Source organism: Methanoculleus receptaculi (assembly GCF_033472595.1).
Taxonomy (GTDB): Archaea; Halobacteriota; Methanomicrobia; order Methanomicrobiales; family Methanoculleaceae; genus Methanoculleus; species Methanoculleus receptaculi.
Map to the genome: position 1 here is coordinate 1,657,242 of NZ_CP137642.1, position 17,069 is coordinate 1,674,310.

A 17,069-nucleotide genomic window follows, 5' to 3' on the forward strand; every position below is an offset into this window, starting at 1 on the left:
AACCCAAACCCTAAATGAACCGTTGCGATGCACCGAAAAGACCCCCCGCTCCTCACCACAGACGATGGTCTGACGTTCAGGAGGATGCCACCAGAGGCCGACGCCATCTACCTCGTCGGAGAGTACCGTTTTGACGACATCCAGAAAGATGATCTCGTCATTGACATCGGGGCAAACGTCGGCGGGTTCTGCATCCGGGCCGCCAGGCGCTCAGACCACGTCCTGGCCGTCGAACCCGTCCTTGCAGAAGCCCTTCGCGAGAACATCGCCATAAACCGTCTCAACGTCACGGTGGTGGAAGGAGCGCTCGGCACCGGCGAGTGCACCCGGATCACCTGGGGCGGGCGGACGGTCTGTCTGACCACCAGACCCCTATCCGACTACATCAGCATGGCCGGCGGCTGCGACTTCCTCAAGTGCGACTGCGAGGGTGCGGAGTGGACCATCCAGCCGTCCGACCTTGATGGTGTCCGCCGGATCGAGATGGAACTCCACGCGCCCCCCATCGGGGGGCCTGTGAACCGGGCGCTGCTGGACTACATCGGGAGACACTACGAGTTTGAGATCGATCGGACTCCCATCAGCGGCACACAGGGTGTGATGGGGATCCTGCACGCTACCCGAAAAACCGGGAGGCGACGCCTTACCCCCGGTCACCGGCACGCATAAATAGAGATCGGCGACAACGCTCCCGGTGGTGATAGAAAGTATGGCACAGGCCAGAGAAGGCGACACCGTCAGGGTGCATTACACCGGGAGACTGGAAGATGGGACGGTCTTTGACTCCTCCGAGAACCGCGACCCCCTCGAGTTTACCATCGGCAACGGCGAGGTCATCCCCGGGTTTGAGCGTGCCGTCGCCGGCATGGAACCTGGAGAGGTAAAGACCACCACAATCCAGCCAGAAGACGCATACGGCCCCCGCCTCGACGATATGACCATAACCATCGACCAGGACAAGTTCCCTGCTGATATCGAGCCCGAACCGGGGCAGCAGTTCAGGATCCAGCAGCCCGACGGCTGGGCGGCCATCGTGACCGTCACCCAGGTCACGGAATCGGGTGTGACGCTCGACGCCAACCACCCCCTGGCAGGGCAGCCCCTGACGTTTGAGATCCGGCTCATTGAGATAGTCGAGACGGGGTGAACCGCCCCACCTTTGCGCGAGGGGGCGTTCCCGCTCTGCCTCTTCAAGATCCGGAGAGGTATGCAGATACCCTCATTTCTCAGTTTTCTTACCGGCGCTGCACCGAAAAGTCCCGCGAGGTCTCACCGCCGTAGGACGTTTCTCAACTCAGATAGCGGCCGGGTGTTGGCGATATCATCCGCCGAGAGCCATCCCCGCCGGGCCGTTGCAACCCCGAACTCCATGAACCGCAGGTTCTCCCGGCTGTGAGCATCTGAGCCTAGCGATAGCCGGACACCCGCCTCGCGGGCCGCACGGGCGTTGACGTCGGAGAGATCCAGTCTGGAAGGGTAGGCGTTTATCTCCAGCATAACCCCGAGGTTTGCCGCCGCCTCAAAGACCGCGGCGAGATCGATCCGTGAGGGCTCGCGCTCAAGCAGGATCCGGCCCGTCGGGTGACCTATGATATCGACATTATCGTTATGCATCGCCGTGATCAGCCGTTTTGTCATCTCCTCCTCCGGCTGCTTCAGCCCCGAGTGGACGCTTGCCACCACCACATCGAGATCTGCGAGGACGCTGTCGGGGAGGTCAAGGCCGCCGTCGAGGCCTATGTTGCACTCGATACCCGCGAGAACGTTGAACCCGCTCTCGCTCTCCCTGTTGATCCGCTCGATCTCACGCACCTGTTCGGCAATACGTTCCGGTGAGAGACCGCGGGCTATACGGAGCGCCTCCGCGTGGTCGCAGATCGCGATGTATTCATACCCGAGCGCCCGGGCAGCCTCCGCCATCTCCTCGATGGAGTGAGCGCCCTCGCTCCAGGTGGTGTGAACATGGAGGTCGCCCCTGATCTCGTCGTAGCCGACCAGGTCGGGCAGTTTCCCGGCCCTGGCAGCCTCGATCTCGCCCCGGTTCTCCCTCAGTTCCGGCTCGATCCAGGGGAGACCGAGGGCCTGGTAGACACCCTCCTCGTCCTCGCCGGCGATCTGACGGCCGGTTGAGAGATCCACAAGCCCGTACTCGTTCAACCGCCAGTTCCTGGCGATGGCAAGCCTCCGGAGCGCTATGTTGTGCTCCTTTGAGCCGGTGAAGTACTGCAGCGCCGCACCAAACTGCGTATCCTCAACCACGCGGAGATCAACCTGGATGCCGGCCGAGAGCACCACCGAGGTCTTTGTCAACCCGCGGGCGAGGACGCGTTCAACCCCGGGCAGGCTGGCAAAGACTTCCATAACCTCCGCGGGACTCGTCGAGGCCGCCAGGATATCGACGTCCCCGACAGTCTCTTTTCGCCGGCGGATCGACCCGGCAAGGCTCACCCTGCGAACCGAAGGATGCGCCGTCAGCCGACGCTCGATATCACGTGCGAGAGGCAGGATCTGCCCGAGGAGCCGCCGCTCCCTGGCCTGCCGGCTCATCTGAATGCTCTCAAGGATGTTTCGTTCGGTCTTCTCGCCGAACCCGGGGAGGTCGCGGATCCGGCCGGCCTTCGCCGCCGCCTCAAGATCATCGACCGTCCGGACACCGAGCGCCTGAGAGAGGGCGATCGCCTTCTTCGGCCCGATCCCGCTGATCCCGATCAGGTGAAGCACCCCCTCCGGGAGTTCCTGGCGGAGGCTCTCAAGGTAGCCGAGTTTGCCGGTCTCAACGATCTCCTGGATCTTTTTTGCAATCGCCTTTCCCACGCCCGGGATCTCTTCAAGTTTCCCTGCCGCCGCCACCTCGGCGATATCCTCCGGCATGGTCTCGACCGCCAGCGCCGCCTTCTGGTAGGCCTGGGGTTTGAACCGGACACCCTTGATCTCGAGCAGATCGGCAACCTCGCGAAGGATCGCTGCGACCTCGAGGTTGGTAACACCCGCCAGGGGTCACACCCCCGGCAGATATGCCCTCACTGCGATGGCGGAGCGGCCGGTGGACGTGAGCGGTATGAGAGTTGCTGGTTTCACGGTTAATGGAGTCTTCAGCCCGCGAATTACTTGAACGTTATGGTGTTCCTGGGGGTGGCCGCGGGGTTTTGCGATACGCCATTCCCGAGAGATTGGAGAGGCGGCGGAGGGGGAAAGTTCCTTTTCCCACCCGCCGCGGCTGGCGATTCCCGATCCATACAGTGCCGAAGGACAAATCTGTGGCGCCTCAGTGAAATCATCCTGAAAGATCCGTCTCCGCCCCGGGCACGACTCCTCCCTCTGACTATCGCCACGCACTGCCAGCCCCGCGAAGCGGCCGGGAGGAGAGGGTGTTTTGCCATCAATGGAAGAAGAGTGTCCGGGCGGTCACCCGCAAAAGGCGTTCACCGCGGTGGTGATTGGAGAATATCAAACCAAAAACAAGCTAACTTGATGGGCTCGCGCAACCTTCATCACCAACCGCGCAAAAAGATACATCGACTGAACTCCCGCACGGTGGCCCATGACCTACGATGACGCAAGGACGCTTGTCCTGGATATGGAGCCCGACGACCTGGAGGAACTCTCCGAATACCTGGACGTTCTCAGCAGCAGCACCAGGCTGAAGATCCTGAAAACCATCGAGCGGAGTCCAAAAGACATACGCCAGATCTCGGCGGCGATCGAGACAAGTTACGAGAACACAAAGAAGCACCTGGACAGACTGATGAAGATCGGGGTCGTCCGAAAAGAGGCCGGTCTATCACGCCCCACCGCCAGGGGTGTCCGGCCGGTCTGGAAGTATTCGCTCGTGCCCGGCGGGCTTGAGGCCATCACAAGGAGTCTCGGGCTCTTTGCAAACCTGCGGCTGACTCTCACAGACGAGGTTCTGGCAGAGAGGCTGGCCAGTGTCCGCGAGACCGTCTCCGGAGAGTTTGGCAGACTCTCCTCCCCGGCCGTCATCCTCCTCGGCGGCCCGGAGGACGGCAAGGTCTTCCCCCTCGACCACGACCGTATCGCCATTGGCCGGCTCGACCCGGCCGCAGGCGCACCACGGGGCCAGGCGATTGTCCTCAGCGAGGGGTATGCAGCGGTCACCCGCGTCTCACGGCCGCACGCCCGGATCACCCGGCATCGCAACGACGGCTGGTTCATCGAGGACTGCGGCAGCACCGGCGGCACCTTCGTGAACGGCAGACTGCTTGAGGAGGGCAGGCGACACGAACTCCACGATGGCGACATGATCGATCTTGCAAAGGGTGCTTCGGGGGCGACCCTTGTCTTTGTCGCCCCGGTGGAGGGTTATGGTGCCGGATGAGACCTGAAGCGGCCACCCTGCTCCTGGTCTCTGCCATGCTCCTTGCCCTTATCATCCCTCCCGCCGACGCAGCAGGGCCGCCTGAACACGCGAACGCCTCATCCCGGGCGGTCGAGGCGGTCAAAGAGGTGCTGAACAGGGGTCCGGCCGATGCGCCCGGACAGAACAAAGACCCGGATGCAGAGGAAGAGAGAACGGAGAACGCGGCACCGCTGCCGGGTATCTGGGCAGCCGTTCTGGTTCTCGTTCTTCTCGCCGGCGGATCTGCCATACTCCTCCGCCGCCTGAAGAAGAGAGAGCCCGATACCTGCCGGACGGTGGTCTCCCGGCCAACGGGGTTCCCGCCAGAACTTGCTGACCGCTACGACCGGGCCACCTTTATAGGGAGAGGCGGACTTGGAGAGGTCTTCTCGGCACGAAGGCGAGACGACGGCCAGGTGGTGGCCGTGAAGGTCCCGCTCGCCCGCGACGAGGTTACCGGGAGAGCGTTCATGAACGAGATGCGGTTCCTGGAGGACCTCAACCACCCCAACATCCTGGCCGTCCACTCGGTCAACATACTCCCGGTGCCCTTCGTCGAGATGGAGTACCTCCCCCGGACGTTGAACGACCTTGATAAACCCCTCCCGCCGGAGACCGCCGCACGGATAGCCGCCGGGATAGCCGCGGGACTCGCCTTTGCCCATGAGAGAGGGGTTGTCCACCTCGATATAAAGCCGGGGAACATCCTTCTTGCCGACGACCTCACCCCTAAGATCGCCGACTGGGGGATGGGCAGAATGGTTGAGACCGGCAGTGATACCGGGGTTACCGGTTACACCCTGGCCTACGCCGCCCCCGAACAGATCGCCCCCGGCCGTTACGGCCGACCCGATACCAGGACCGACATCTACCAGACAGGCGCCGTCTTCTACGAACTGGTAACCGGCAGACCGCCGTTTGCAGACGGTAACCTCACCGGTCTTGCAGAGGCCATCCTGAATGATCAGCCCCTGCCACCGCCGGCGTTCGACCGGATCATCCTCCGATGCCTGGAGAAGGACCCCGCGAACCGCTACCTGTCCGCCACCGAACTCCTGGACGCAATTTTGGCCGCGATGAAGGGTGCAGGCGAACCCTGAAAGACGCCCCGTGCCCCGAGACCGTAAAATCCAGAAATGCACGTCCGATTGTGTAATTCTGGGATTTTAAACTACGAAAATTCTCGAAGTCAAGGCAAGTTATTTAATTTTACCGGATAAAGAACTGAACGATACCATGCGAGGAAAGACAGCACTTCTGGGGATCGCCCTGATGCTGGTAGTCTGCGCGGCGGTTGTCGGGAACGTCACCGCACAGGCGCAGGGAGACTCCAGTGAGAGGGTGATCCAGGTCTCCGGCACGGGGAAGGTGACGACGACCCCTGACCAGGCGATCATCGTCTTCGCGGTCGAGACCGAGAACATCGATGTTAAGACTGCCCGGCAGCAGAACGCGCAGCGGATGGACGCTGTGATAAACGCGCTGAAGGCGGCCGGCATCCCGGCAAAGGATATCAAGACCGCAGGTTACAACATCATCCCGGTTACCGATACCGATGACAGCGGCCTGATAACATCAAAGGTCAGGTACTACCGGGTGGTCAACACCCTCCAGGTTACGTTGAACGACGTCGGCCGCGCGGGTGAGGTTGTCGACCTGGCGGTCGAGAACGGAGCAAACAGGGTTAACTCCCTGGCCTTCACACTGAGCGACGAGAAACAGCAGGAGTACCGCTCCCAGGCGCTGACCGCCGCCGTGGCGCAGGCGCGGGGCGATGCTGACGCGGTCGCCGCTGCGCTTGGAAAGAGTATCGTTGATGTCAAGGAGGTCAACGTCGGGGGAACCTACGTGCCCATGGCCTACGACAACCGCTACGTTATGGAGCAGGCATCGGGTGCCGGCGTAAAGACCACCCCGCTTGAGGTCGGCGAGATCGAACTGACCGCAAGCGTCTACATCACATACACCCTCTCTTAGACAAACCCCTTTTTTCTCCACTGCCCCATCAGGAAGGATAATCCCGCCGTGGAGGTGAACCTGATTCATGTTCACCATAACCGAGGTCTACAACAACATCCCCTACTGTGAGGGGCTCACAACCGACTGGGGGTTCTCCTGCCTGGTGGAGGAGGCCGGGCTGCTCTTTGATACCGGGGCGAAAGGGGATATCCTCATCACGAACATGCAGGCGCTCGAGATCGATCCTGCGAAGATACGCTCTGTTGTGCTCTCGCACGACCACCACGACCACGTTGGCGGGCTTGCGTCAATCCTCGATGCAAACCCGCGGCTGGAGGTCTTCGTCCACAGCGGCTTCTCCAGAGAGACCCTTGAGCGGATCAGCGACCTGACAATCCCGCAGGTCGTCCGTGGCTGGGTGGAGATCGCAGAGGGCGTTGCCGTGACCGGCCCGCTCGGGGCGACAATCCAGGAGCAGTCGCTTGCACTCGAAACGCCTGCCGGCTTCCTGATAATAACCGGCTGCGCCCATCCTCACATCGCCCGGATCATCGAGAGGGTCTCGCAGGAGGGGAGGGTGTGTGGTGTCATCGGCGGGCTTCACAGCCTCTCAGACCGGGATCTCCAGGAACTTGCCAGCCTGGCCTACATCTCGGCATCGCACTGCACCGAAAATATTGCGCACCTGCAGGAACGCTACCCGGCCTCGTTCCGGCTAGGGGGTCTCGGCAGGGTGCACCGGGTATAAAAACCCGGGTCAAAAAAATGATTATTTTTCTTCCACGGCGGGGCGCTGCTCCACCTCAAGCCGCTCCGGGAACCATACCGTGCGCTGGGGGAAGGGTATCTCGATGCCGTTCTCCTCGAGCGCCTTCTTGATCTTCCATAGAAGATCCGTCCTGACCTCCCACCAGTTCCGCGCAGGCGCCCAGATATACACCGTCAGGTTGACACCATCGTCCCCCAGGTTGTCTACAAAGACCGAGGGCGAAGGGTTCCTGAGCGCAAACGGGTGGGTCTCGATGACCTCCTTTGCAATCCGGATCGCCAGATCAGCATCGTCCTGGTATCGGATGCTGATCAGATACGCAAACCGCCGGGCAACGTTATGGACGTAGTTTGTTATATTTGAGGTGAAGACCTTCTCGTTCGGGATCCGGATGTATATCCCATCAAAGGTCTTTATGACCGTCGAGAGTACCCTGATATCCTCCACAGACCCTGTGACATCCGAGACGTTTATGTTATCGCCGATCCGGATCGGGCGCTCAAACATCAGGAAGAGCCCGGAGATCAGGTTCGATATGACGCTCTGGCTTGCAAACCCGATAACTATACCGGCGATACCACCGGCCACCAGGAGACCGGAGAGGTCAACGCTGAGCTGGGGAAGAGCGGCCAGAAACGCCAAGATGACGATGCCGTAGTAGACCAGTTTCGTGAACAATTCGCGTTCGTTCGCAGGCAAACGTTCCGAGAGGGCCCTCCTGACGTTTATCGAGACGATCCTCGCGATAAGCACGCCGATAACCAGGATCAGGGTGAAGAAGAGGAGGCTCCCGATGGTGATACCGGCCACGCCGAGAGGCGTCTCCATGACCGCGGTCAGGTTGAACATTACGAGAGCCCCCACTCCATCAGGTAGCCCCGGCTGAGCGCTGAGATCTTTCGAGCGGTGTAAAGTTCAATCGACTTCACCATACCTGGCCGCGGCGGCGCGTCTATAAAATCGGTCTCCGCAATGTTCGGTCCAACAACCCGCATCGTCGCGGTCGAGGCCACAAAGTCGCCGTAGTAGATCTTCATATCCACGCTCCTAAAGACGGCCCTGGAGACCTCCACCCACTCGCGGTAGGTGTTGGTGATCGTAAACTCCATCACCCCCTCGCGGTAGAGATCGACCTCTGGAATCTCGGCGTAGACCTCGCTTCCATACCAGCGTGCGATGAGCCCCCGGTTCGGCGTGCCGTAGAGGGTGTACTTCTGGGTGGTGGGGGCAAAGATATCCACCACCTCGATATCCCGTGCAGACTCCACAAAGACGCCAAACTCAACTGGAAACTTCAGGTATACCGTCCGGGAGGCACCGGGCTCGATCATCACCGGGGGGAACTCTATCATCAGGAAGTTTGTAATATCTTTTGGCAGGTTGACAGGCTCCACCGGGTTTATGATAACCTCGGCCATCGTAGCTACAAGGATCCGCTCGAATTTATCCCCTCCGCACCTGCGCCTGTAGGTCAGGAGACCGTCATCCTCCTCAACCTCAACCAGAATCTCCCCGGATTCACGTCTGAACGTGCCCTTGTAGCGCCCGAACATCAGCAGTGATCTGCGATTACTCAAATATTAAACTACGGAAAAGCTGAAAGGCCCTGGCGGACACCCCCTCTTCCGGCACGAAATACGAAGTAAAACCGTCCTATATGCTGGAGGCGCTTCCTTGCAGGAGATCCAGCATGCGTGCCTGACCGGCCACTCAGGTATATAACCCCCAAGTGACTATACCTTACCGCATCAATCCCATTGAGGACAACTTCAATGATACGAACCATATCCTTTAAAGAACGACGATACATCGAAGAGTTGAGAATACTCACCCGGGCGACCGCGCTGGACTGCATAATCGACGAGCGCTTCGACCGCATCATATACCTCATAAAAGAAGGGGACATGGGTCTTGCCATAGGCAGGAAGGGAAACAACATCCGCAAGATGCAGCGGGTTCTTGGAAAACGTGTTGAGATGGTCGAATACTCACCTGAGATCGAGCGATTCACAAAGAACGTCTTCAAACCGGCCGAGGTCACCGGTGTCGAACGGAGAGATGACGGCAAGATCACGGTCTACATCAGCAAGGGCGACCTCGGCATCGCCATAGGCAAGGGCGGGTGCACCATCGAGAAGGCACGAAACCTCCTCTCCCGCTACTTCGATGCCGAACTCGGCGAGGTTCTTGCAGGAGAGGCAAGTGATGCGTGACTGGGAGATCCTCGAAGAACTCTGGGAGGTCATCCAGGACCGGGCTGACCACCCCTCGACCGGCAGTTACGTCCGTTCCATCCTGACCCACCGCAAAGGGGTCGACAAATCCCTGGAGAAGGTCGGCGAAGAGGCGGTCGAGTTCATACTGGCCGCAAAGAACCAGGTACCTGAGAGAACGGTATCCGAAGCCGCCGATCTCCTCTTCCACCTGCTTGTAGCGTTCCAGGCGTTGGGCATCGATCCCGCTGACGTGCTCGACGAACTCGCCGCACGCCGGAAGTGAGACCGGGGCGGTCAGAGGTAGTCCTTCAGGTCGACCATCCCGGGCAGGCCGTCCTTCTTTACGGCCGCCATCTCTACGACCGTATCCTCGATCATGATCGGCGCCGGGTAGCGGAGAGCGATGGCTATCCCGTCGCTTGGCCGGCAGTCCATCACCTCGGTGCGTGAACCCTGCCGCAGGAGGAGTTTGGCATAGAAGACGCCGTCCTCCAAGGCATCGATCTGGAGCGCGTCGAGGGTTATCTCGAAGTTCCGGAAGACCTCTATGATGAGGTCGTGGGTGATCGGCCGCGGGAGCACCTCGCTGTTGAGCGCGTTGCTGATCGAGATGGCCTCCCAGAGCCCGATGTAGATGGGAACCATGCTCTCACCGCCGGTATCAAGGAGAACGGTCGGCGCCGCTCCCATCTCGCTCACCGCCATGAAGACACCCTGCACCCTGCATTCTTGAGCTGTCATCTGCTTATCTGAGATCACTCTCCTTACGTTTATATCTTGACGTCTATCAACGGTGTTTTCTGGCCCGGGCGATGACCTCACGCCGGACAATCACGAAACCCGGGAGTAAGCCCAGGATGATGTTGAGGTAGTAGAGGATCAGCCGCCAGAGGAGGACGAAGACGCCCACGATCGATGAGGGAACAAAGAGGCTGTAGAATGAGGTGGCGCTGAGCTCCGCAACACCCGAACTTCCCGGCGTGAGCGGGAGCATCATGATGATGGCAACGATGATCTGGACGACGAACGACTCGATGAGGTGCGGCGGCTGGCCAAGGCCCATGAGCAGGAACGATGCGATGACAAACTCCGAAAGCCAGAATAGCACGCTAAAGACCACTCCCCAGAAAAGACCGCTCTTACCGTGACCGACAAACCTGGCGAGTGCATTGTTGAAGTTGTCCACCTCCCGGTCGATCGCCTCCAGCAGATGTTCAAGCCGCTCAAGGCGCCAGCGGCGATCGACCCAGCGCGAACCCCGTTTGAGCGTCCGTTTGAGCCACTCGGGGTTCTTCACCGAGTAGGCAAAAAAGAACACGAACAGGGTGATGGCGATCCAGGCAACGCAGATCAGGACACCCATACCGCTGACCCCCGAGGTCAGGCCGCGCCAGTAGTTCCCGAGGAAGAGAACCGAGAAGACACCAAGGGCCCCGAGGACGATCCCGTCGAGGACGCGTTCCATGATGACGACAGCGGTGGCGTCCCCCACCGGGACGCCCGCGCGGTAGAGTTCATGAATCCGGACAGGCTCCCCGCCAGCCTGCGATGGTGTTACCGCAGCTACGAGCATGTTTGCAAGGACCAGGTTCATGCAGTGTGTAAACCGAACCCTAAACCCGAGCGACTCCGACATCTTCTGGATCCGCAACGACCAGAAGACAAGGGAAAGGAGGTGGAGGACGACCGCGGCGAGGAGGTAGAACGGGTTTATCCGACGGATGTAATCAACCGTGGTCTCATCAACTGTAAAGTAGAGGACAACGCCCAGAACGAGAACGCTGAAACCGATCGAGACAAGCAGCCACTTTACCTGAGACCCATTCATGCTCCATTGCTCCATGGGCGGGCTCTGGAGACCTGGCACGGAACCCCAACGAGATCCAGAGATCAATCCTGTGGATTTTTGGATAATCCCGGGCCGAAACACCCGAAATTGAACCAATAGGGTATTATCTGGATACTATTTTAACTTGCGGTGGTGGTTTACCACTGGTGTATGGTGTAAATACCCGCCGGCGGTTGAAACTGTGGCGGGAGGTCAGTCTTAAGAGCGCCGGGGGCCGGCCGTTTGAAAGAGAGTATCCGGCTGATAAGGAGAGACAGAGGGGAAGATCCACCAACAACCCCCGGTAATGATTCCCTACCACCGGTCCATTCAAAAGACCGTCTATACGGTGAATAGATCCCGGCGACCGGTCACCCGGAAGAGCCCCGCCCGGATGCCGGCATCGAGCCAGGCATACCCGTAACTCAGCCGGAGAAGGGCGCCGTTGAGATCACCTGCATCGAGACGCTCTCCACCCCCCTCATACCACCTCTGCGCCACCCGCAGAAACTCTCTCGCTGCAGCGTGGAGCGGGCTTGAGACGTCCGGTGCCTCTTTGGCCGCTGCAAGCGCGGAATCGAGCATACGGCGGTACCGCCGGGTCTTCTCGTCCAGGCGGGCGGTCTGCGAGGGAAGGATGCGTGCGTCCACTGCTTCCGGCGGGTGGGGATCATACGGTTCGATCAGCCCGAGGCTCGAACCGGCATCAAGCCAGCCAAGCCCGTAGGCAAAGGCGGCGAGCGCATTCACCCGGTCGCCGGCCTCAAGGAACGTAACCCCGTCGCTCAGGTAGGCCGCAGCCATCTCCATCACCTCCACCGCCACCCGAAAGAGCGGTCTTCCATCCGGGACGGCGACACGCGCCCGCAGGAGAGCGCCCTCAAAGAGGCCCCCATACTCCTCCAGGGTCATAGGCCAGCAAAGGTCTCCAGGTACTCCCGCTCCACCGGGTGGAGGTCCGCCGGGACGGCCAGGACATGGAGCGGGGGGCCAAAATCGGTCTCCTTGAGCTTGCTGCCGCTGCCGGCAGCAACCACCGGGTGCTCTGAACCCGCCCGGGCGATCCCCACATACAGCGCGGGCGGTTCGACCCCGCGCCTCTCCGCCATATCCTCGATGATCTCAATCGCCTCCGGGATACGCATGCAGCGGTCGTCCTGGATATCCAGGTATACAAGCGTGTGGAGGTTCAGCCCGAGGTTCACCGTGATCGTATCGATAGGGGTCGTCGGGAACCACCCCCCCGCCGGGAAGGGGACAGAACAGGACTTCCCGAACCTGTAGTTCTGCAGCCCGGATAGACCGCAGACCGCGCTTGATATGGAGGCTGCGTGTATTATGGAGGTCTCTATACCGGCAGCGGCCGCCCTTATCCGGAGATCAGCGTGCGTCGTCGAGACCATCGGGTCGCCCCCGATCAGGAACGCCACCCTGCCGGCAGCGGCGCGTTCCAGGATCTCGGCAGGATCCTGCTCGACATCCTCCCGTGAGAGAACCCGGATCTCCTTCCCGAAGAATACCTCCATCGCGGTGAGATCCGTCCCCATCAACCGCGATGTGTAGGCCTCAAGGAAGACGACATCAGCGGATTTAACGTACGTAAGACCTTTTAGCGTGATATCCCCCAGGTCGTAGAGGCCAAGGCCAACAAACGTCAGCACCGCGAATCCGCTCCATGTAGCAGAGGTTTGCCGACCATCATTCCTCGATCGTCACCACGCCGTCGCTGTAGAAGTAGCGGATCCAGGGAGTCGTCCTGCCATGGATCCCGATTACCCGGAAATCGTGGTCCGCCGCTACTCTCCCCTCGTCCGTCCTCACCTCGATCACCATGCTCATCAACTGCTTGATGGTGGACACCGTCCGCCTATCAAACGACTCGCTGTTAAGGATGTAGACACCTACCCCCTCCAGTTTCTTAACCCGGTTGGTGATGACATGGAGAAACCTGAAGGTCACCTCGAGTTGCGCATACATAAGGATCGTCGAGACCGAGTTGAGGCAGAACCGAACCGGCGGGGGCATTGGACCCTCGGGATCGGTCATCGCCCCCTCCTTCCACATATCCTCCACCATCCGGGAAAACTTGATCCCCATGCTGGTCAGGTCAAGGGGACTCGTGACGAACTTCACCTTCGAGGTGTCCCGCACGGTCGGCACCGAACCCTTTGTGACCGCATCGATGACCCCGAGCCGGTTCCTGTCCGCTCCCAGTTTGCGGAACGCACCGACAACATCGGCGGCGCGCTCGTCGGTCGAGAGTGCAACCGTCCATTCCCCGGATCTTGGGCTTGCGATCCGGTATGCCAGATGTTCTGCGTGGGATAGTGGAGGGGCAAGGAGGAGGACATTGGTCGCGGCATGCATACCCCCATAATCCCCATCGACCAGCGGGATCCCGGTCTCGTAGATGTACATTTCTACACCAGTTATGAAAAGAGATGGTGGATAAACCCTCCGATCAGGAGGCCGAGCGTGACCGTGTATACAGTGACCGCGAGCGTGATCCGTGAACCGACCTCCCGCAGGAGAACCGTGATCGTTGCAAGGCAGGGGATGAAGAGGACGGTCACAACCGCAAAGACATAAAGCTGGAGCGACGATAGAACCGCCCCGAGGTCTGCGGTGCCCGCCAGGATTGCAAGGGTCTCAAACGCCATCTCTTTTCTGAGGACCCCGAATATGAGCGCCGTCGCCGAGTAGCCGGGAAGCCCTAGGAGCCCCATGGTATACGGCTCCACGATCCCCTCAAAGGCCGTCATGACGCCGAAGAACTCGAGCAGCCCGAGGACGACGCTCCCGAGAAGCAGGAGGGGCATCGCGATGAAGAGGAACTCCGATAAGCGTGACCAGGCCTTCTTCATCACCAGTCGCGGCACAGGCCGGCGAAGCGGGGCCATCTCTATGATCATGCCAAACCGCTCACCGGGCACAACCCGCGAAAGAAGAAGCCCGGTGAGAATGATCAGGACAAAAACAATAGCATAGACGCTGAACGCCGCCGCAAGACCCACAAAACCTGCAACAATCCCGGCGATTATGACCGTCCTTGCAGAGCAGGGGACCATCGTTACCAGAAACGAGGCGATGATCCTCTCGCGCCGGGAGTGCAGGAGCCGGATGCTCATTATTGCCGGAACGTTGCAGCCGAACGCCAGGGTGATGGGGATGACCGCCCCGCCGTGCATCCCGAGCCTGTGCATGGCGTTGTCGGCCAGGAACGCCGCCCGTGTCATGTAGCCGGAGTCTTCCAGTACTGATATGATGATGTAGAAGAGGAAGACGTAAGGCAGCGCTATACCGAGGCCTGCCTGCAGCGCAAGCAGGATAGAGGCGCCGATCCCTTCAAGAAGGGGGTGCAGCCCGAGCGCGAGGAACGGCTGAATCGCGTAGACCTCAAAGACCTCCACGATCGCCTCCTCCAGGAACGACCCCACCACGAAGACGAAGAGCAGCATTCCTACCAGGATTGCAAGCAGGATCGGCATCCCGGGGATGAAACGGGTCAGAATGCTGTCAGGGTCGGTCCCGGGGGGCGGGTGCTTCTCCTTCACGGTAAGTTCGGCCAGACTGCGGGCGAAGTTGTGCCGATTTGCGGCTATGATCTGGGTAACCGTCATTCGGTGGCGCGACTCTATCTCGTCGGCGATCGTTCTTGCTGCCTCGAGCAGTTCGGGGCTGTCGCCGAACCCCTGGAGCGCCCGGAGACTCTCTTTTCGGTCAACCCCGAAGATCTTGCCGAGGCTCCGGATTGCCGCCTCGATGTGGTGGTCGTATGGGATCTCGACCTTTGCCGGCCGGGATGCAGTAAGGGCCGCCGGGATGATCCGGTCGATATTCAGCCCCTGTGATGCGGCCGTCAGGAGGACATCGACACCAAGGAGGTCGTGGAGCGGGCCGGGATCGATCTCGAGCCCCCGTTTTGCGGCTTCGTCGACCATGTTCAGGACGACGACCATGGGAAGGCCGTACTCCGCCACCTGGAGGAGGAGGTAGAGGTTTCGCTCCAGGCGGGTGGCGCTCGCGACCACGACGACGGCGTCGACATCTCCCTGCTCCAGGAACCGGCGGGCAAGGACTTCCTCTTCCGAGTTCCCTTCCAGCGAGTAGACACCGGGGAGGTCCACGATCTCGATTATCTCGCGCTGAAAACAGGTGTTCCCCCGCTGAAGTTCGACGGTGGTTCCCGGGTAGTTGCTCACCTCAACCCCGAGACCTGTGAGCTGGTTGAAGATCAGGGATTTACCCACATTGGGGTTGCCGATCAGAGCGATCTTCATGGACAGGACTCCACAAATATCGATCGCGCTATCTCGGGGCTGATGGCGATGTCACAGCCTTTCACCCTGACAACAACAGAATTATTCGGGAGTTTTCGGCGGATCTCCACAATCTCGCCGGGGAAGAGGCCGAGGTCAAGCAGTCTCCGGTGCCCGCCGGGGCCGCGCATAAGCGCAACCCTGGCGATATCGCCTTCGTTGCAGTCGAGCAGCGTGACGGTCTCCTGACCGCGCCGCCTCCTCATCCGTCCTGGCATGGTTGCGGTGCCGCTCATGTAGGAGGAGAGCCGCTCGATGGTATCATCGGATATACCGTGCTCAAGGGTGCAGGCTTCCCTGCTTGCGGAGTTTGTATCGATCCCGAGCATCTCTGTCAGGAAACACTGGAGGACGGTGTGTTTCCGGGCAACCTTCGAGGCCAGCGCCGCACCTCTCTCTGTCAGCCGGACGGCATCGCCCACCTGCTCCAGGTAGCCTTCCCTGGCCAGAGCGGCTATGGTCGATGAGGCGGTCTCCTTCCCGATCTTTAGGGCTGCCGCAATCTCTTCCACCGTCGGCGGCCGCCCGCTCTTCTCCGCGATCTCCAGGATCGCTTCGAGGTAATCCTCTACCATGGAAGGGAGCATGTTAACATCTCTTTCGTTTCAAGAAGTTTATGGATTTGGGTGGTGTCAACGGGCTCCTGGGTGTATTCTCGCCAGAACCTGTGATTGCATCCACTTTGACCGGCACACCACAGATCTCGAGGCTATTTATATCTGGCGCGCGAAGAAGAAAGGAGTGAAACTGGCTGCAGAGACCGATGCTCATGGGAGCGAGGAGTTTTTTAAGGTGCGCTGCGGTGTTACAGGGGCGCGCGGCTGGTGGTGCGCCAGGGCTGACGTTTACAGCACACCCGCATCCTGGGGGTGGGCATCATGATCTACCGGCTCTACGAGAAGATCCTCCTTCGCAACCTCAGCACCCTCCCTGAGCATATCTGTTTCATGATCAGCGAGAAGGATATGCTCGATGCCCCCGACAACCTCTACCGTACCGTTGAGTGGTGCCGGGAACTGGGGATCAGGAGCGTGACGTTCCATATCAGCACCACCGACCCGGCCAGGCTGGAACACTGCCTGCCGCAGATCCGCAGGGTCTCCTCGATCGCACACCTGAGGCTGCACTACCGGGAGGGAACTGAGGTTGGGGGGGAGGGCATGGACGTGGCGGTGGCGATCGGGAAGAGCGGACGTGAGGAGATCGCGGCCTGTATCCGGCAGATGGCCAAAGAGGGGGTGGAGCCAGACTCTGTCGATGAAGAACTGCTTGAGTCCTATCTCACCTTCAGGTACGAGCCGGACCTGGTCATCAAGACGGGGGGAGACCACCTGACCGATTTCCTGATCTGGCAGTCGGTCTACTCCGAACTCTTCTTCCTGGACGTCAACTGGGCGCTGCTCCGGAAGGTGGATTTCCTTCGCGCGCTCCGGGACTTTCAGTCCAGGGTGCGCCGTTTCGGCAGGTGAAGGTATCCATCAGTGGGACGGGGAAGTTTTTACCGCCAGCGAGGAAGAGATTCTCCACCCGTTTCGCGGCGGGAAAGATCGCTGAGATCCCCTTTCTGACCCTTAAACGGCCTTCTCCTTCCAACCGCCAGAGGCTGCCTGCCCGGCGGGGT

At 60.3% G+C, this 17,069-nt stretch carries 20 protein-coding genes; 10 read left to right on the top strand and 10 right to left on the bottom strand.

Features of this window, described 5'->3' with window-relative positions:
- Positions 1 to 27: 27 nt before the first annotated feature.
- A complete protein-coding gene (locus R6Y96_RS08495; protein WP_318620873.1) occupies positions 28 to 669 on the top strand; it encodes an FkbM family methyltransferase in 642 nt (213 codons plus the stop codon).
- A gap of 40 nt (positions 670 to 709) precedes the next feature.
- Positions 710 to 1,147, top strand: coding sequence for an FKBP-type peptidyl-prolyl cis-trans isomerase (locus R6Y96_RS08500; RefSeq protein ID WP_318620874.1), 438 nt, complete (start codon positions 710 to 712; stop codon positions 1,145 to 1,147).
- A 122-nt stretch (positions 1,148 to 1,269) separates the two neighbouring features.
- On the opposite strand, the gene polX is transcribed toward R6Y96_RS08500, so the two are convergent.
- A complete protein-coding gene (polX, locus tag R6Y96_RS08505) occupies positions 1,270 to 2,994 on the bottom strand; it encodes a DNA polymerase/3'-5' exonuclease PolX (protein ID WP_318622512.1) in 1,725 nt (574 codons plus the stop codon).
- A gap of 547 nt (positions 2,995 to 3,541) precedes the next feature.
- On the opposite strand from polX, the gene R6Y96_RS08510 reads away from it, so the two are divergent.
- From R6Y96_RS08510 to R6Y96_RS08525, 4 genes are all read left to right on the top strand, one after another.
- A complete protein-coding gene (locus R6Y96_RS08510; RefSeq protein WP_318620875.1) occupies positions 3,542 to 4,336 on the top strand; it encodes an FHA domain-containing protein in 795 nt (264 codons plus the stop codon).
- Positions 4,333 to 5,457, top strand: a complete 1,125-nt coding sequence (locus R6Y96_RS08515) for a serine/threonine-protein kinase (protein WP_318620877.1) — start codon at positions 4,333 to 4,335, stop codon at positions 5,455 to 5,457. Before R6Y96_RS08510 ends, R6Y96_RS08515 begins: the two co-directional genes overlap by 4 nt.
- Before the next feature lie 136 nt (positions 5,458 to 5,593).
- On the top strand, positions 5,594 to 6,334 hold the full coding sequence (locus R6Y96_RS08520) for an SIMPL domain-containing protein (RefSeq protein ID WP_318620878.1): 741 nt from the start codon (positions 5,594 to 5,596) through the stop codon (positions 6,332 to 6,334).
- Between the two features lie 67 nt (positions 6,335 to 6,401).
- The gene (locus tag R6Y96_RS08525) at positions 6,402 to 7,064 is read left to right on the top strand and encodes an MBL fold metallo-hydrolase (RefSeq protein ID WP_318620880.1); all 663 of its coding nucleotides are present in this window, start codon (positions 6,402 to 6,404) and stop codon (positions 7,062 to 7,064) included.
- Between the two features lie 21 nt (positions 7,065 to 7,085).
- On the opposite strand, the gene R6Y96_RS08530 is transcribed toward R6Y96_RS08525, so the two are convergent.
- The gene (locus R6Y96_RS08530) at positions 7,086 to 7,934 is read right to left on the bottom strand and encodes a mechanosensitive ion channel family protein (RefSeq protein WP_318620882.1); all 849 of its coding nucleotides are present in this window, start codon (positions 7,932 to 7,934) and stop codon (positions 7,086 to 7,088) included.
- On the bottom strand, positions 7,934 to 8,638 hold the full coding sequence (locus R6Y96_RS08535; protein WP_318620884.1) for a DUF432 domain-containing protein: 705 nt from the start codon (positions 8,636 to 8,638) through the stop codon (positions 7,934 to 7,936). Before R6Y96_RS08535 ends, R6Y96_RS08530 begins: the two co-directional genes overlap by 1 nt.
- A gap of 219 nt (positions 8,639 to 8,857) precedes the next feature.
- On the opposite strand from R6Y96_RS08535, the gene R6Y96_RS08540 reads away from it, so the two are divergent.
- Together R6Y96_RS08540 and hisE are read left to right on the top strand one after the other, a co-directional pair.
- Positions 8,858 to 9,298 (top strand): NusA-like transcription termination signal-binding factor, encoded by a 441-nt coding sequence (locus tag R6Y96_RS08540; RefSeq protein ID WP_318620886.1) that lies wholly within the window; start codon positions 8,858 to 8,860, stop codon positions 9,296 to 9,298.
- A complete protein-coding gene (hisE, locus tag R6Y96_RS08545) occupies positions 9,291 to 9,584 on the top strand; it encodes a phosphoribosyl-ATP diphosphatase (RefSeq protein ID WP_318620888.1) in 294 nt (97 codons plus the stop codon). Before R6Y96_RS08540 ends, hisE begins: the two co-directional genes overlap by 8 nt.
- Positions 9,585 to 9,595: 11 nt before the next feature.
- Here hisE and R6Y96_RS08550 read toward each other — a convergent pair whose 3' ends face one another.
- The 7 genes from R6Y96_RS08550 to R6Y96_RS08580 all read right to left on the bottom strand — a co-directional run bounded on the left by R6Y96_RS08550 (position 9,596) and on the right by R6Y96_RS08580 (position 16,035).
- Entirely contained in the window at positions 9,596 to 10,042 is a 447-nt protein-coding gene (locus R6Y96_RS08550) for a bifunctional nuclease family protein (protein WP_318620890.1), read from the bottom strand.
- A gap of 46 nt (positions 10,043 to 10,088) precedes the next feature.
- Complete coding sequence (locus tag R6Y96_RS08555; protein ID WP_318620892.1) at positions 10,089 to 11,129, bottom strand: lysylphosphatidylglycerol synthase transmembrane domain-containing protein; 1,041 nt, start codon at positions 11,127 to 11,129, stop codon at positions 10,089 to 10,091.
- A 342-nt stretch (positions 11,130 to 11,471) separates the two neighbouring features.
- A complete protein-coding gene (locus R6Y96_RS08560; protein ID WP_318620894.1) occupies positions 11,472 to 12,041 on the bottom strand; it encodes a DUF357 domain-containing protein in 570 nt (189 codons plus the stop codon).
- Positions 12,038 to 12,790 carry a diphthine synthase gene (gene dph5 / locus R6Y96_RS08565; protein ID WP_318620896.1) on the bottom strand — a complete coding sequence of 251 codons (753 nt, stop codon included), beginning with the start codon at positions 12,788 to 12,790 and terminating at the stop codon, positions 12,038 to 12,040. The genes R6Y96_RS08560 and dph5 overlap by 4 nt, the downstream gene beginning before the upstream one ends.
- A gap of 37 nt (positions 12,791 to 12,827) precedes the next feature.
- Positions 12,828 to 13,547 (bottom strand): RAD55 family ATPase, encoded by a 720-nt coding sequence (locus R6Y96_RS08570; protein WP_318620898.1) that lies wholly within the window; start codon positions 13,545 to 13,547, stop codon positions 12,828 to 12,830.
- Between the two features lie 11 nt (positions 13,548 to 13,558).
- On the bottom strand, positions 13,559 to 15,409 hold the full coding sequence (feoB, locus tag R6Y96_RS08575; protein WP_318620899.1) for a ferrous iron transport protein B: 1,851 nt from the start codon (positions 15,407 to 15,409) through the stop codon (positions 13,559 to 13,561).
- On the bottom strand, positions 15,406 to 16,035 hold the full coding sequence (locus R6Y96_RS08580) for a metal-dependent transcriptional regulator (protein ID WP_318620901.1): 630 nt from the start codon (positions 16,033 to 16,035) through the stop codon (positions 15,406 to 15,408). The genes feoB and R6Y96_RS08580 overlap by 4 nt, the downstream gene beginning before the upstream one ends.
- Before the next feature lie 154 nt (positions 16,036 to 16,189).
- Between R6Y96_RS08580 and R6Y96_RS08585 the strand changes: the two genes are divergently transcribed.
- Together R6Y96_RS08585 and R6Y96_RS08590 are read left to right on the top strand one after the other, a co-directional pair.
- A complete protein-coding gene (locus tag R6Y96_RS08585; RefSeq protein WP_318620904.1) occupies positions 16,190 to 16,330 on the top strand; it encodes a hypothetical protein in 141 nt (46 codons plus the stop codon).
- Positions 16,327 to 16,917, top strand: a complete 591-nt coding sequence (locus R6Y96_RS08590) for an undecaprenyl diphosphate synthase family protein (RefSeq protein ID WP_318620905.1) — start codon at positions 16,327 to 16,329, stop codon at positions 16,915 to 16,917. Before R6Y96_RS08585 ends, R6Y96_RS08590 begins: the two co-directional genes overlap by 4 nt.
- Positions 16,918 to 17,069: the final 152 nt, after the last annotated feature.

Bases quoted from the DNA above. Each gene is read 5' to 3' on its own strand.
- R6Y96_RS08495 (WP_318620873.1), top strand. From the start codon at position 28: ATGCACCGAAAAGACCCCCCGCTCCTCACCACAGACGATGGTCTGACG.
- R6Y96_RS08500 (WP_318620874.1), top strand. From the start codon at position 710: ATGGCACAGGCCAGAGAAGGCGACACCGTCAGGGTGCATTACACCGGG.
- R6Y96_RS08510 (WP_318620875.1), top strand. From the start codon at position 3,542: ATGACCTACGATGACGCAAGGACGCTTGTCCTGGATATGGAGCCCGAC.
- R6Y96_RS08515 (WP_318620877.1), top strand. From the start codon at position 4,333: ATGAGACCTGAAGCGGCCACCCTGCTCCTGGTCTCTGCCATGCTCCTT.
- R6Y96_RS08520 (WP_318620878.1), top strand. From the start codon at position 5,594: ATGCGAGGAAAGACAGCACTTCTGGGGATCGCCCTGATGCTGGTAGTC.
- R6Y96_RS08525 (WP_318620880.1), top strand. From the start codon at position 6,402: ATGTTCACCATAACCGAGGTCTACAACAACATCCCCTACTGTGAGGGG.
- R6Y96_RS08530 (WP_318620882.1), bottom strand. From the start codon at position 7,934: ATGTTCAACCTGACCGCGGTCATGGAGACGCCTCTCGGCGTGGCCGGT.
- R6Y96_RS08535 (WP_318620884.1), bottom strand. From the start codon at position 8,638: ATGTTCGGGCGCTACAAGGGCACGTTCAGACGTGAATCCGGGGAGATT.
- R6Y96_RS08540 (WP_318620886.1), top strand. From the start codon at position 8,858: ATGATACGAACCATATCCTTTAAAGAACGACGATACATCGAAGAGTTG.
- hisE (WP_318620888.1), top strand. From the start codon at position 9,291: ATGCGTGACTGGGAGATCCTCGAAGAACTCTGGGAGGTCATCCAGGAC.
- R6Y96_RS08550 (WP_318620890.1), bottom strand. From the start codon at position 10,042: ATGACAGCTCAAGAATGCAGGGTGCAGGGTGTCTTCATGGCGGTGAGC.
- R6Y96_RS08555 (WP_318620892.1), bottom strand. From the start codon at position 11,129: ATGAATGGGTCTCAGGTAAAGTGGCTGCTTGTCTCGATCGGTTTCAGC.
- R6Y96_RS08560 (WP_318620894.1), bottom strand. From the start codon at position 12,041: ATGACCCTGGAGGAGTATGGGGGCCTCTTTGAGGGCGCTCTCCTGCGG.
- R6Y96_RS08570 (WP_318620898.1), bottom strand. From the start codon at position 13,547: ATGTACATCTACGAGACCGGGATCCCGCTGGTCGATGGGGATTATGGG.
- feoB (WP_318620899.1), bottom strand. From the start codon at position 15,409: ATGAAGATCGCTCTGATCGGCAACCCCAATGTGGGTAAATCCCTGATC.
- R6Y96_RS08580 (WP_318620901.1), bottom strand. From the start codon at position 16,035: ATGCTCCCTTCCATGGTAGAGGATTACCTCGAAGCGATCCTGGAGATC.
- R6Y96_RS08590 (WP_318620905.1), top strand. From the start codon at position 16,327: ATGATCTACCGGCTCTACGAGAAGATCCTCCTTCGCAACCTCAGCACC.